We start from the raw sequence: 14,475 nt of genomic DNA on the forward strand, positions 1-14,475 counted from the left end.
CTATAATAATTAGGTCTTATAAGCAAAGAACAAACCAATGACCCAAAAACTATTTTTAGTAAAAACACTTTTATTATTTGTTACACTAAGCTTAACTCAATTTAGTAACGCCCAAGAGAAAGTTAAAGTAACTGGTACTGTTGTAGACAAAGATGCTGCAATACCGCTAGAATACGCTACTATTACATTTATAGACAAATCTGGAGATCGCCTACCACAAGGTGGTGTAACAGATTTTGATGGTAATTTTAATGTAGATGTTTATAAAGGTACGTATGATATTAAAATTGAATTTATTTCTTTTGAAACAAAAACATATAACAGCCAAACTTTAAATGGAAACTTAGATCTAGGTACAATCACTTTAGGTATAAATTCTGATAGCTTAGACGAAGTAGTTGTTACCGCAGAAACTACACAAGTTGAAGTACGTTTAGATAAAAAAATATACAATATAGGTAAAGATCTAACCACTCGCGGTGGTACTGTAAATGATGCATTGCAAAACATACCTTCTGTATCTGTAGATGTAGAGGGAGCTATAAGTTTACGTGGTAATGAAAATGTACGTATACTTATTAATGGTAAACCGTCTGCAATGGCTGGCTTTGATGATACCACTATCTTTCAACAACTACCTGCAGATGCTATTGAAAAGGTAGAAGTTATTACTAGTCCTTCAGCTAGATATGATGCAGAAGGTACTGCTGGGATATTAAATATTATTCTTAAAAAAGAAAAAACTTTAGGTCTTAATGGTTCTGTTAATGCAACCTTTGGTTATCCAATTAATAATTCTGTTTCTACCACATTAAACCTAAGAACAGATAAATTTAATATATTTAATAACACAGGGGTTTATTATAGAAAATCTCCTGGTAATGCTTATTTTGATAATAACTACTTCTCTGGCACTTACGATCGTATTATTGAAGACCGTGAGTATGATCGCTTAAGAAAAGGTATTAACACCAACTTAGGTATAGAATATTACTTAAATGATCAATCTTCTATTACTGGTACTTTTTTCGGAAAATGGGGTGATGATGAAGATGAAAGTGAATCTATTAGTGATCGTTATATAGACGATGCTTTAGATAGCTCTACCTACAGAAATCAATTAGAAGGAGAAAAAGAAGAAACCTACCAAGGGTCTGTAAATTACATTAATAATTTTAATGGAGAAGGACATAAATTAACTGCAGATTTGCAGTATTCTTACGATAATGAAGACAAGCCAAATAATATTGTAGAAAATAAAACTTTCCCTACTAATGAGTTGGTAGAAAGTCAACGCATATTTGAAAATCAACGTCAAAATGAATTTTTATTACAAGCAGATTATGTTTTACCTAAGGGAGATGCACAATTTGAAGCTGGTTTTAGAATAAATACACAATCTAGCAAAACAGATTACGTACTAGAAGATTTTGATTTAGATACACAAGAATATTATTTAGACGAGGGACAGTCTTATAATTTTGATTACGATGAGAATGTGTACGCTCTATATACTCAATACGGAAACAAACTAGGAGATAGATTTTCATTTCTATTAGGGCTACGTTTAGAACAAACAGAATTAAAAGGAAATGCATATTCAGATTATTTAACGCAAGATGAATTAATAGAAGAAATTGGTGTAGATTTTGATCCTAATTTTGATAAAAATTACCTAGGCCTCTTCCCTACCGTAAATTTAATTTACGAAATAGGAAATGATGAAAATATAACTTTAGGATACAATAGAAGAATAAACAGACCTAGAGGAAGATACATAAATCCTTTTCCTTCAAGATCAAGTACTACAAACATCTTTCAAGGAAATCCAAATTTAAATCCTGCATTTGCTAATACTTTTGATTTGGGTTACCTAAAAAAATGGGATAAACTAACTTTTAATACTTCTGTGTACTACCAAAAAGAAACAGACGCTTTTGAAAGAATACAGCAAGACACAGGAAATACTAATGATGATGGTGTTGCTATTATTAGAAACCAACCTATTAATTTAGCTACAGATGAACGTATTGGTGGTGAGGTAGGATTAATTTACAATCCGACAAGAAAATTGAGATTAAACGGTAGTTTTAATATATTTAGATTTGAGACAGAAGGTTTTTATGAAGGCGTAGATTACGGGACAGAAAGTACAAGTTGGTTTGGTAGGTTTAGCGCTAAATATACTTTACCAGCAGAAATAGACATACAAACTAATGGTATTTATAAAGGGCCTACTCAAAACTCTCAAACAGAAAATGATGCTATTTTCTCTTTAGATCTTGCTTTAAGTAAAGAGGTTATCAAAGATAAATTAACTGCCACTTTTAATATTAGAGACGTATTTAATTCTAGAAAAAGAAACTCTTATACAGTAAGTGATAGTTTCACATCAGATAGTGAGTTTCAATGGAGAGAAAGACAATTTACTTTATCTCTTATCTACAGATTTAATCAGTCTAAAGAAGATAGAATGAAAGAAAAAGGAAGAAACAACGGTGCTGGTTTAAACGAAGAAGAAGGAGATTTCTAAACAAAACTCAAAGAAAAATAAAATGCGCTTTAAATTATTTTATTTAGAGCGCATTTTTTTTACCCATACAACTACTTAAATTTTACCCCACAAAAAAAAGGAAGCTAAAAATAGCTTCCTTTTTTTATATAAGTATATATCTTAATTATGCGTTTAACTCTTCACGTTTTTTACGCTTAGCTTCTTTCTTTTCTTTAAGCATTTCCATAATAGAACCACCAATCCAATAAGGTACTATAAAACTTACTAAAAATATCATTAACCAAAAACCAATAGTTGCGATGGTTAAAAATGCTAAAAAGCCAAGGTATTGATCAAACTCAAACATAATTTATAAATTTCAAGAATTTGCTTCAAAAATAATTATTCTATATGAAATATCACAACTAAACTTAAAAAAATATCAACAGATTATTAATTATTTTTTATCCTTCTATTTCTATTTGTAAAAAATATGCATTTCGTGGTTTAACTAAGCTTATAAAAAAAACTAAATCCTTAAATTTGTTATACTTAAAATTAATCAACTATTATGGAATATAGAATAGAGAAAGACACCATGGGTGAGGTAAAAGTACCTGCCGATAAATTATGGGGTGCTCAAACAGAAAGATCTAGAAATAACTTTAAAATAGGGCCAGCAGCTTCTATGCCTTTAGAGATTATTTATGGGTTTGCTTACTTAAAAAAAGCTGCGGCATACACAAACGCTGCTTTAGGTGTTTTACCTAACGAAAAAAGAGATTTTATTGCTCAAGTTTGTGAAGAAATTTTAGAAGGTAAACACGATGATCAATTTCCTTTGGTTATTTGGCAAACAGGTTCTGGTACACAAAGTAACATGAACGTAAACGAAGTTGTAGCCAATCGTGCACACCAATTAGCAGGAAAAACAATTGGTGAGGGAGAAAAAACACTTCAACCTAATGATGATGTAAATAAATCTCAATCTTCTAATGATACTTTTCCTACAGGTATGCACATTGCTGCTTATAAAAAAGTAGTAGAAGTAACCATCCCTGGTGTAAAAAAATTACGTGACACATTATATAAAAAATCACAAGATTTTAAAGAAGTAGTAAAAATTGGACGTACGCATTTTATGGATGCTACTCCCCTAACTCTTGGTCAAGAATTTGGAGGTTACGTTTCTCAATTAGATCACGGATTAAAAGCTCTAGAAAACACACTTCCGCATTTAGCTGAATTAGCTTTAGGTGGTACTGCAGTAGGTACAGGGTTAAATACTCCTGCTGGTTATGCTGAAAAAGTAGCTGAATTTATTGCTGAATTTACAGGATTACCTTTTACTTCTGCCGAAAATAAATTTGAAGCTCTTGCTGCTCACGATGCTTTAGTAGAAACACACGGAGCTTTAAAACAACTTGCTGTTTCTTTAAATAAAATAGGAAACGATATTAGAATGTTAGCTTCTGGGCCAAGAAGTGGAATTGGAGAAATTATTATACCAGCCAATGAGCCAGGTTCTTCTATTATGCCAGGTAAAGTAAACCCTACACAATGTGAAGCTTTAACTATGGTTTGCGCGCAAGTTGTAGGTAACGATGTTGCTGCAACTGTTGGCGGTTTACAAGGCCAGTTTGAGCTAAATGTATTTAAACCAGTTATGGCTGCTAACTTATTACAGAGTGCACAGTTAATTGGTGACGCTTGTCTTTCTTTTGAAGAGCATTGTGCTGCAGGTATAGAGCCTAACCAAGAGCGTATAGATGAGTTATTAAAAAATAGTTTAATGTTAGTAACTGCTTTAAATACCAAAATTGGATACTATAAAGCTGCTGAAATTGCAAATACTGCTCATAAAAACGGAACAACTTTAAAAGAAGAAGCTGTAAATTTAGGCTACACTACTGCTGAAGAGTTTGATGCTTGGGTAAAACCTGAAGATATGGTTGGTGAGTTAAAATAATCACTTTCCACAATATTTTATAAAAAAATCCCAGAGAATTATCTCTGGGATTTTTTATTTTATTTAGTTAAAGAAAATAGTTTTTTACTCTTCAGAAGATTCTATTTTCATTAATATATGTTGTTGGTTATCTTTAAAAGGTTCTGCTTTAAAATTAAGGTGCATAATTTTATTATCTACTATTTTAAAATATAAAGGCATAGCACCAACTTGTTCTATACTAAAAACTCCTTTTTCTTCTTCCCATTCAAATTTCCCACTCATTCTCTTTATTTCATCCCCTTCTGCAGCACTATAAGTTTCATACAAAGTGTAAAATTGATCTTCTTTTAAAGTAAGTTTAGCCTTTATAGCATCACAATCTTCACAAGGTAAAACCCCTTCATAAACACCTATATAATCTATAGATGAGTTAGAATTACAAGCAATAAAACTAATAACACCTATTACTAAAAGTAAAAAAGATTTAAAATTCATCATATTTTATTTTTTATAAAATAGTACATACTTTCTTCTAGCAAAAAAGCCTAATAACAACCAAATTACAAAAGCAGCTATTATAAATTGGTAACTTATAATTTGATCTCCACTAGCGTATGAATGTAAACCTGTTAAATAGAAATTTACACCAAAATAAGTCATCATAATAGAAGAAAAAGCAAAAACTGCTGCCCAGTTAAAAGCAAATCTCCCTCTCATACCTGGCACTAAACGCATATGTATTACAAATGCGTATACCATAATACTAATTAACGCCCAAGTTTCTTTAGGGTCCCAACCCCAATATCTTCCCCAACTTTCATTAGCCCATTGACCTCCTAAAAAGTTTCCTATAGTTAGCATTACTAAGCCTACTGTTAATGCAAGTTCTGTAATAATGGTTAACTCTTGTATATTAATAGCCATTTTCTTTTTATTCTTTTGATTAGTTAAAATCATTAGAATTAAAGAAACTAAACCTAAAATCATTCCTAAAGTAAACGGACCGTAACTTGCTACAATTACCGCTACGTGAATCATTAACCAATAAGAATCTAATACAGGTACTAGGTTGGCAATAGACGGATCCATCCAGTTTAAGTGAGCTACCATTAAAATCATAGAAGCTACAAATGTAGTAGAAGAAAAAGTTAAATCACTTTTTCTACCAAATGCTAAACCAAAAAACATAGTAGCCCAAGCCACGTAAATCATACTTTCGTAAGCATCACTCCAAGGCGCGTGTCCAGAAATATACCAACGGGCAATTAACCCTGCGGTATGCAATGCAAACAAAATAATTATTGCCACTTTGCTAATGTTTACTCCTATTTTAAGTCCTTTTTTATCAAAAAATATTCTAAAAATTACCAAAATAAACATCACAGAGCCTGCAAGCATATATTGCCAAAATAGACCTCTAAAAACATCGTATTTATTATACATGATTTCTAAATCTATTTTTTTATCAGATGGCATCACTTCTGCTCCGTATTTTTTCTGAAAACCTTTTAAGCTTTCTAAAACTTCGTCTGCTTTATTATAACCTCCTGTACTTTTTGCATTTTGTATAGTTTGCATGTATAAAGGAAGTACTTGCGTAACGTATAAAGAGTCTACACCTGTAAATTTACCTTCGGTTTTAATTACTTCAGGGTAAGAAAGCCATTTGTTGTTTTCGGCATTAGGAACCGGAAATATTTTTAAAACCTTTCCTTCTAAAGCGCTGTAAAGTAAATTCACTTTTTCATCTGCAGAAATAAAATCTTTTTGAAATTGATTTTTTACTTCTTCTTTGTAAGCCGACTCTAAGTAAGATGAAAGTTTGTACGCTCCTTTTTCATCAAAAAAATTAGCTAACGGAATATGTTTTAATCCTTTCTCTACTCCTAATATATTATGTAAACTATCGTTTTTAGCTTTTACATAAATTATAGGTACATTATACCAAAGTGAAGGGTTTTCAAACATAGAAAACAATACCTGATCACTTGTTAACCCCTCGTAAGTATCAGACTTGCTTAATTTTCTAACTAATTCTGAAGAATACGTGTTGGCAGGTTTCATTCTACCACCTGCATCTTGAATAATTAGTTTTCCAAATTTTGCAGCGTGTTCTTCAGAAATTTTATTTTTTATAATTATTTTATCTACTTCTTCTTTAGATAAACTAATTGGTGCTTGAGCTTCGTGTTGGTGCTCTTCTGTTTCTACTGCATGATCGTGTTGGTGGTCATGCTCTTCTGTAATATGCTCGGGAGCTTGCTCTTCGTTAATCGTACCTGAAGTAACGTCTTGCTGAGCAAAACTACCAAAACTAACTAGTAATAATAATATGCTTAGTTGTTTGGCTTTTTTAGCTTTTAGCTTATCTAGTTTTATGGTAAGCTCTCCAAAACGAGAATTTTTATCAAACAAAATCCACATTAAACCTATGTATAGTAAAAAATAGCCAATGTAAGTTACCCAAGTTCCCCACCAATCGTGATTTACAGAAAGTACGGTTCCTTTTTCATCTGCATCAAAAGAAGACTGAAAAAAACGATACCCTTTATGGTCTAAAACGTGATTCATGTAAATATCAAAAGGTTTAGACTCACCCTCATCTACCAATTCTACTTTACTTTTAAATGCAGAATAACTAGGTGTTGGGTTTTCTTCTGTACCTGGATATTTTTCAGCAATAAAATCGTTTAATTTTAAAGCAAAAGGCAATTCGTGTTCTTTACTTCCGTAACGGGCATAAATCTCTAAACCACCAACTTCTACTTCTTTAAAATCATTAATAATTCCTTCAGCTCCCAATAGTTTTAATTGTTGTGTTTCTCCTGCAGTAGTAACGTTAAGCACTACTCCATCTGCTTGACCTTTTTGTTTAGGGTCTGAAGCTACCATATCATAACGTCCTTTAATTACAGGATCTGGAATTACAAATTGCATTCCTGCCATATTGTAAAGAGATCTTAACACTAAAGGTTGTACTGTATCTGCAACAACGCTACCTTGTTTTTGGTCTGCCATTCTCATATAGTTACCTTCAAAAGGAGATGAAATTTTATATTCTCCATTTTCTATCATAAAATTTATAGCACCTTCTGTTGGTTTATTTAACGCAAAAAGAATATTATGTATGTTGGCTACTTCATTTTCTTTTAAGTAGTGATCGTGACGTTGCCCGCCACCAGCTTCTACAATTTTTAAATAATTTTCTCCGTTTTCATCTTCTACTAATCCTTCTTCAGCTCCGTTAATAAATTCTGTAACTTCAAAAGTGATTTTTTGGCCTTTAAAATCTGTGGTTACAGTTTTAAGGTTATTTATACCAGGTGCAAGATTTAAAGGTAGCTCTACAGATCTTCTAAGTGGTTCTCCATTAAACTCACCATCTATCATTGCTGTTAAATAAGTTTCTTGAGATAACATTACGTTAGAAACTTCACCTTCTCGTATTGGCATAACCCCCTCATAACCAATATACCTGGTAATAGCTGCACCTATAATAATTAAAAAGAAAGAAAGGTGTAATAATAAAGTACTTGCTTTTTCTTTACTCCAAAGTCTATATCTTTTAATATTTCCTAAAAAATTAACCGCAAAAAGTAGCATAATTGCCTCAAACCACCAGGCATTGTAAATCCACTCTCTAGCGGTTGCTGTGGTGTAAGAATTTTCTACAAAAGTCCCAATAGCCATTGCAAGTGCAAAAACAATAAATAATACGGCCATTAATCGTGTTGAGAACAGAATATTCGCGATCTTTTTTTGAATCATGAGAAGTACTTTAAAAACGCTGCAAATTTACCCATTTCTAACGGATTTATCTGCAATTATGCTATTAAAATACCTCTAAGAATGTTAATTTTAAAAGGCCGACTCTTTTTAATATTTTAGCCAAATGATAAATATGGTACTTATTGGCACAGGAAATGTTGCCACGCATTTATTTCATGCTTTTTTAACTACTGAAAACGTGAAAGTTATTCAGGTTTATAATCACCTAGAAGAATCTTTATTACCCTTTAAAAAACATACTGCTACCACAACTTCTTTATCGCAAATAAAAGATGCTGATGTGTATGTTATTTGTGTAAAAGATGATTTTGTTGCAGAAACTGCCAAGAAAATTAGTTTTAAAAAAGGAATAATAGCACATACTTCTGGTAGCGTAGAGCTGCTAAAAAGTAGTGCTCATAGTGCGGTTTTTTACCCATTACAAACTTTTTCTAAAAATGTAGAAGTAGATTTTAAAGAAATTCCGTTTTGTTTAGAAACTTCTAATAAAGGTGATAATGAGTTACTAGAAGGTTTAGCTAAAAGCATTTCTAACAAAGTATATTTTATTTCTTCAGCTCAACGAAAAAAATTACATCTAGCAGCTGTATTTGCGTGTAATTTTGTGAATTATATGTATTCTATTTCTGAAGATATTTGTAAAGAAAATCAAGTACCTTTTGATGTTTTAAGTGCTTTAATAAAAGAAACTGCAAAAAAAGCAACTCTCAATTCACCAAAAGATGTACAAACTGGTCCTGCTGTAAGAAAAGACCAAAAAACCATTCAGCATCATTTAGATCAAATTAATAATGCGGATTATAAGGAAATTTATAAATTGCTCACCCAATCAATAATTAACCAACATGAATAGAAATTATAAAGAGATTTTAAACGATATAACCACTTTTGTTTTTGATGTAGATGGTGTTTTAACCAACGGAACAGTATTGGTTTCTTCTGAAGGAGAACTACTAAGATCTATGAATATTAAAGATGGTTATGCTTTAAAAAAAGCCGTAAAAACTGGCTATCATGTTTGTATAATTTCTGGTGGAAAAAACGAAGGTGTTAGAAAACGTTTAAGCGGATTAGGTATTAATAATATTTTTTTAGGAGTAGAAGACAAAGTGGAATGCCTAAATACATTTTTTAACAACCATCAAATAAAAGCAGAAAATGTAGCTTATATGGGAGACGATATCCCTGATATTTTCCCTATGAAATTAATAGGTTTACCTACTTGCCCACAAGATGCCGTGCCAGAGATTAAAGCTATTTCTAAATATATTTCTCATAAAAATGGTGGTGAAGGTGCTGGTCGTGATTTAATAGAGCAAGTAATGAAGGTGCAAGGCAAGTGGATAAATGAAGTAATGAGCAACGAATAAAAATTAAAATAAACTTATCTAAAACAAAATTCACTAACACTAAGCATAATTAAATTTTGAAGTATTTAAAACTAGTACGTTACCCTAATTTATTAATGATTATTTTTACTCAAATTCTCATTAAATATTTTCTATTTGAGCCTTTTGGCATATCTATAACCTTAAATGCTTTTGGGTTCTTTTTATTAGTAACTGCTACTGTTTGTTTAGCCGCTGCAGGAAATATAATTAACGATATTTTTGATGTTGAGGCAGACCATATAAACAAACCTAGTAAAGTAATAATTGGTAAATCTATTTCAGAAAAAACTGCTTACAACCTATTTTTTATTCTAAATATAATTGGTGTAGTTATTGGTTTTTATCTATCTAATATGATACAAAAACCATCTTTTACAGCTATTTTTATCTTTACCTCTGCCCTACTTTACCTTTATGCAAGCTCTTTAAAAAGTTATTTGGTACTAGGCAATATTATCATTAGTATATTAGTTGCAATGTCACTTATAATTGTAGGCCTTTTTGATCTTTTTCCTGCTATTACTCCGCAAAACCAAGCCACTCAAAACGTGATTTTTAGAATTGTATTAGACTATTCTATTTTCGCTTTTCTACTAAATTGGCTAAGAGAAATGGTTAAAGACCAGCAAGATATTAATGGTGATTATAAAACTGGCATTAAAACCTTACCTATTATGGTAGGAAAAGAGCGTACCAATAAAATTATTTTTGCAGTAAGTATTTTACCATTAGCAGCTGTAATATATTATTTATATACCTATTTATATAGTCACCTAAGTTCTATTATTTATGCTCTTGCATTAATTGTTGCACCACTACTTTATTTTATGATTAAAATAATAACTGCAAAAACTGAAAATGATTATAAAAGTTTAAGCTTACTTTTAAAAGTAATTATGTTTTTGGGATTGCTTTCTAGTGGTCTTTTTCAATTCATTCTTTTATAATATTAAATCATGCTAAAAGAAAAATTAAAAAATAAGCAGCTAATTTTAGCGTCTGGTTCTCCTCGTAGACAGCAATTTTTAAAAGATTTAAATTTAGATTTTAAAATTCAGTTAAAATCTGTAGAAGAAATTTACCCTCCAAACTTAAAAGGGGCAGATATTGCTCTTTTTCTAGCAGAATTAAAAGCAAAAGCATTTGATGGTTCTCTGCAAGACAACGAAATTTTAATTACCGGAGACACTATAGTTTGTATAGATAACATTGCTTTAGGGAAACCTAAAAATGCAGAAGAAGCATACCAAATGCTAGAACAACTTTCTGGCAGAACGCACGAGGTAATATCATCTGTATGCTTAAAATCTACAGAAAAAACCAAGCTTTTTTATGATAAAACTGTAGTTTATTTTAAAAAATTAACTTCCGAAGAAATTAATAGCTACATTAAAAACTACCAACCATTTGACAAAGCTGGCGCTTACGGCATACAAGAATGGATAGGACAAATTGGTATTGAAAAAATTGAAGGGTCTTACTTTACAGTAATGGGAATGCCTACACATTTACTCTATAAAGAATTAATGAATTTTTAGATATTTATTTCTAATGTCGGGATTTATAAACTAGTATCTTTGCAAAAAAATATAGTATGCAAGAGGTTTTCACTTCTTTTGAAAAAGAGATTATTTACACTATTACAGCGTTAATATTACTTTTTATATTCAAGTTTATATTAACCACAACCGCTAATAAAGTAGGTAAACGAGCAGATATTAATTTGGCGAGAGTAAAATTAATAGTAAGGTATATTAATTTTTTAGTGATTTTTATAGCCATTTTTGTATTGCTAATTGTGTGGGGAGTAGAAATTACACAAGTTACAGTTGTTTTCTCTTCTGTATTTGCAGTAATAGGCGTTGGTCTTTTTGCTGTTTGGTCTATTTTAAGTAATATCACCTCTGGAGTAATTATGTTTTTCTCTTGCCCGTACAAAATTGGTGATGAAATTAAAATTCACGATAAAGATTTTCCTTTTACCGCTATCATAGAAGATATTAAAGCATTTCAAATTCACTTAAGAACTTCTGAAGGAGAGCTTATTACCTACCCTAATAATTTAATTTTACAAAAAGCTGTTTCTTTAGTAAAAAAAGATGCCTTTATAGATTCTTCTGATGAAGGTAAAGATGCATTGTAATAGGTTTTAAGAGATAAACTTTATACATATTTAAATACTATTATATTTATTAAAGCTAGAGCTTTTCTTTATCTTGAAAGTTATTATATTTGGAGATATCCCTAAAATATTACTCCTACCAGATGAAAAAACTCATTCTGCTACTATTATTAGTCTCTTTTCAATTTTTAAAAGCACAAACCCCTCAAAAATTAAATAGTTCTGAAATATATGACGCTATACAAAAGCTCAACTTTTTAGGTTCTGTTTTATATTTTGCAGCTCATCCAGACGATGAAAACACCAGATTAATCTCTTATTTTTCTAATAAAGTACATGCTAGAACCGCATACCTCTCTCTAACTCGTGGTGATGGTGGTCAAAATTTAATAGGTACAGAAATTAGAGAATTACTTGGCGTTATAAGAACCGAAGAATTATTAGAAGCTAGAAAAATAGATGGCGGAGAACAGTTTTTTACCAGAGCTAATGATTTTGGATACTCTAAAACACCCGAAGAAACACTAGAAATCTGGAACAAAGAAGAAGTAATGGCAGATGTCATTAAAAATATTAGAAAATTTCAGCCAGATATTATCATTAATAGGTTTGATCACCGTACTTCTGGCACCACACACGGTCACCACACCACCTCTGCTATTTTAAGCGTAGAAGCTTTTGATATTGCTGGCAATAAAAAATACTACCCAGAACAACTACAAGATTTAGATGTTTGGCAACCAAAACGGCTATTTATTAATACCTCTTGGAGATTTTATGGAAGTCAAGAAAAATTTAATGAGGCAGACAAGTCTAACTTTTTGAGTTATGATATAGGTACTTATTACCCAAGTAAAGGTTTATCTAATTCAGAAATTGCTGCTCTAAGTAGAAGTCAACATAAATCTCAAGGTTTTGGTAATACAGGTACCCGCGGTATTTCTTCAGAATACATAGAACTTATAAAAGGCGATTACCCTAAAAGTAAAGATATTTTTGAAGGAATTAATACTACTTGGTCTAGAGTAAAAGGAGGAAAAAAAATTGGAAAAATTTTACATAATGTAGAAGATAATTTTGATTTTACACACCCAGAAAAGAGCTTACCTCAACTTATAGAAGCTTATGAACTTATCCAGAAGTTAAAAAATAAACATTGGCGAGAGTTAAAATCTAAAGAAATAAAATCTATCATTTTAGCTTGTACAGGTTTATATCTAGAAGCCAATACTTCAACTTCATTTGCAACAAAAAATTCAGAAATTTCTATCAATTTAGAGGCTATTAATAGAAGTAATGCCTCTATTCAATTACAAAAAATCGCTTTCCATAATTTAGAAAAAGAAATAGAAATTAATTCTGCACTAAAAAACAACGAACCTTATTACAAAAAAATATCCCTACCAATACCTTCGTCAGCAAATTACACCAATCCTTATTGGTTAAATGAGCCTAGTACATTAGGTATGTATACAGTCAATCAAAAATCATTAATAGGTTTACCAGAAACACCTGCGGCTATTCAAGCTAATTTTGAGTTACTTATTGAAGGTAAACAGATATCATTTACAAAAGATCTAGTTTTTAAAACTAATGACCCTGTAAAAGGGGAAGTATTTGAGCCATTTGCCATTGTGCCAGAGGTATCTGTAGGTTTAGAAAACTCTACCTTAATTTTTAAAGATGATACACCTAAAAAAGTTACAGTAAATGTCACTGCTTATAAAGAAAACTTAAAAGGAAATATTGCTTTAAATGCTCCTGAAAATTGGCAAGTAACCCCAAGTAATATCCCGTTAACATTTTTGCAAAAAGGAGCTTCACAAACAGTTATTTTTAATGTAACCCCGCCCGAAAACAATGAAGAGGCAGAAATTTACCCTGTTTTTACCGATAATGACGAGAAATTTAGTAATGAAATTCACGTAATTAAATACAATCATATTCCGCAGCAAACCGTGATTTTACCTTCTAAAACAAAGGTGATTAAATTAAATATTCAGAAAAAAGGAAACCAAATAGCATATATAGAAGGTGCGGGAGATGTGGTACCTAAAAGTTTAAGAGCAATTGGTTATCAAGTTGAAATAATAAAACCTTCACAAATTACTTCAGAAAAATTAAAAAACTTTGATGCAGTGGTAATTGGTATTCGTGCTTATAATACGCAACAAGAATTAGTGTATAAACAACCTATTTTGTTTGATTACGTTAAAAATGGTGGTACAATGGTGGTGCAGTACAACACTAACCATCGACTTAAAACAGAAAATATAGCTCCTTACCCACTCCATCTTTCTAGAGATAGAGTTACAGATGAGTTTTCTAATGTAATATTTAAAACTAAAAATCACCCCGTATTAAATACCCCTAACAAAATAACAGAAAAAGATTTTGACGGTTGGGTACAAGAGCGTGGTTTATATTTTCCTGATGAATGGAGTAAAGAATTTACCCCAATTTTAGCTATGAAAGATAAAAACGAAGCAGAACTTTACGGTAGTTTATTAGTTGCGCCTTATGGTAAAGGTAATTATGTATACACAGGTTTAAGCTTTTTTAGAGAGCTGCCAGCAGGTGTGTCTGGTGCTTATAAATTATTTGCTAATATTTTATCTCTAGGAAATGACGAGTAAACAACCTGAAAAATATATCTGGAAAAAATCTTACACGTGGCTACTACTTGCCAATTTAATTTACGTGTTTTTCTTCTATTTATTTATGAATT

Annotated in this window: 11 protein-coding genes; 8 read left to right on the forward strand and 3 right to left on the reverse strand. The window is 31.1% G+C overall.

The genetic code is table 11. From position 1 onward, the window contains the following. Positions 1 to 37: 37 nt before the first annotated feature. Positions 38 to 2,533, forward strand: a complete 2,496-nt coding sequence (locus tag BUC03_RS03935) for a TonB-dependent receptor (protein WP_073148473.1) — start codon at positions 38 to 40, stop codon at positions 2,531 to 2,533. Positions 2,534 to 2,678: 145 nt separating this feature from the next. On the opposite strand, the gene BUC03_RS03940 is transcribed toward BUC03_RS03935, so the two are convergent. After that, entirely contained in the window at positions 2,679 to 2,861 is a 183-nt protein-coding gene (locus tag BUC03_RS03940) for a hypothetical protein (RefSeq protein WP_073148475.1), read from the reverse strand. A 204-nt stretch (positions 2,862 to 3,065) separates the two neighbouring features. Between BUC03_RS03940 and fumC the strand changes: the two genes are divergently transcribed. After that, positions 3,066 to 4,463 (forward strand): class II fumarate hydratase, encoded by a 1,398-nt coding sequence (gene fumC / locus BUC03_RS03945; protein ID WP_073148477.1) that lies wholly within the window; start codon positions 3,066 to 3,068, stop codon positions 4,461 to 4,463. Between the two features lie 84 nt (positions 4,464 to 4,547). On the opposite strand, the gene BUC03_RS03950 is transcribed toward fumC, so the two are convergent. Both BUC03_RS03950 and ccsA read right to left on the reverse strand, forming a co-directional pair. Then, a complete protein-coding gene (locus tag BUC03_RS03950; RefSeq protein WP_084112778.1) occupies positions 4,548 to 4,943 on the reverse strand; it encodes a copper resistance protein NlpE in 396 nt (131 codons plus the stop codon). 3 nt (positions 4,944 to 4,946) lie between these two features. Continuing rightward, positions 4,947 to 8,168, reverse strand: coding sequence for a cytochrome c biogenesis protein CcsA (ccsA, locus tag BUC03_RS03955; protein WP_084112780.1), 3,222 nt, complete (start codon positions 8,166 to 8,168; stop codon positions 4,947 to 4,949). Positions 8,169 to 8,346: 178 nt separating this feature from the next. On the opposite strand from ccsA, the gene BUC03_RS03960 reads away from it, so the two are divergent. The 6 genes from BUC03_RS03960 to BUC03_RS03985 all read left to right on the forward strand — a co-directional run bounded on the left by BUC03_RS03960 (position 8,347) and on the right by BUC03_RS03985 (position 14,383). Further along, complete coding sequence (locus tag BUC03_RS03960) at positions 8,347 to 9,087, forward strand: Rossmann-like and DUF2520 domain-containing protein (RefSeq protein WP_234971596.1); 741 nt, start codon at positions 8,347 to 8,349, stop codon at positions 9,085 to 9,087. After that, complete coding sequence (locus BUC03_RS03965) at positions 9,080 to 9,604, forward strand: KdsC family phosphatase (RefSeq protein WP_073148485.1); 525 nt, start codon at positions 9,080 to 9,082, stop codon at positions 9,602 to 9,604. The genes BUC03_RS03960 and BUC03_RS03965 overlap by 8 nt, the downstream gene beginning before the upstream one ends. Before the next feature lie 56 nt (positions 9,605 to 9,660). Continuing rightward, positions 9,661 to 10,572 carry a geranylgeranylglycerol-phosphate geranylgeranyltransferase gene (locus tag BUC03_RS03970; RefSeq protein ID WP_073148488.1) on the forward strand — a complete coding sequence of 304 codons (912 nt, stop codon included), beginning with the start codon at positions 9,661 to 9,663 and terminating at the stop codon, positions 10,570 to 10,572. Between the two features lie 9 nt (positions 10,573 to 10,581). After that, positions 10,582 to 11,163, forward strand: a complete 582-nt coding sequence (locus BUC03_RS03975) for a Maf-like protein (RefSeq protein ID WP_073148490.1) — start codon at positions 10,582 to 10,584, stop codon at positions 11,161 to 11,163. A 56-nt stretch (positions 11,164 to 11,219) separates the two neighbouring features. Next, positions 11,220 to 11,768 (forward strand): mechanosensitive ion channel domain-containing protein, encoded by a 549-nt coding sequence (locus BUC03_RS03980; protein ID WP_073148491.1) that lies wholly within the window; start codon positions 11,220 to 11,222, stop codon positions 11,766 to 11,768. Between the two features lie 122 nt (positions 11,769 to 11,890). Next, a complete protein-coding gene (locus BUC03_RS03985; RefSeq protein ID WP_073148493.1) occupies positions 11,891 to 14,383 on the forward strand; it encodes a PIG-L family deacetylase in 2,493 nt (830 codons plus the stop codon). The last annotated feature ends 92 nt before the right edge of the window (positions 14,384 to 14,475 follow it).

Origin of the sequence: Mesonia phycicola, assembly GCF_900141885.1 — a bacterium.
Lineage (GTDB): Bacteria > Bacteroidota > Bacteroidia > Flavobacteriales > Flavobacteriaceae > Mesonia > Mesonia phycicola.

Coding starts and splice junctions, on each gene's coding strand:
- BUC03_RS03985 (WP_073148493.1), top strand. CDS start 11,891: ATGAAAAAACTCATTCTGCTACTATTATTAGTCTCTTTTCAATTTTTA.
- BUC03_RS03935 (WP_073148473.1), top strand. CDS start 38: ATGACCCAAAAACTATTTTTAGTAAAAACACTTTTATTATTTGTTACA.
- fumC (WP_073148477.1), top strand. CDS start 3,066: ATGGAATATAGAATAGAGAAAGACACCATGGGTGAGGTAAAAGTACCT.
- ccsA (WP_084112780.1), bottom strand. CDS start 8,168: ATGGCCGTATTATTTATTGTTTTTGCACTTGCAATGGCTATTGGGACT.
- BUC03_RS03965 (WP_073148485.1), top strand. CDS start 9,080: ATGAATAGAAATTATAAAGAGATTTTAAACGATATAACCACTTTTGTT.
- BUC03_RS03975 (WP_073148490.1), top strand. CDS start 10,582: ATGCTAAAAGAAAAATTAAAAAATAAGCAGCTAATTTTAGCGTCTGGT.
- BUC03_RS03950 (WP_084112778.1), bottom strand. CDS start 4,943: ATGATGAATTTTAAATCTTTTTTACTTTTAGTAATAGGTGTTATTAGT.
- BUC03_RS03980 (WP_073148491.1), top strand. CDS start 11,220: ATGCAAGAGGTTTTCACTTCTTTTGAAAAAGAGATTATTTACACTATT.
- BUC03_RS03960 (WP_234971596.1), top strand. CDS start 8,347: ATGGTACTTATTGGCACAGGAAATGTTGCCACGCATTTATTTCATGCT.
- BUC03_RS03940 (WP_073148475.1), bottom strand. CDS start 2,861: ATGTTTGAGTTTGATCAATACCTTGGCTTTTTAGCATTTTTAACCATC.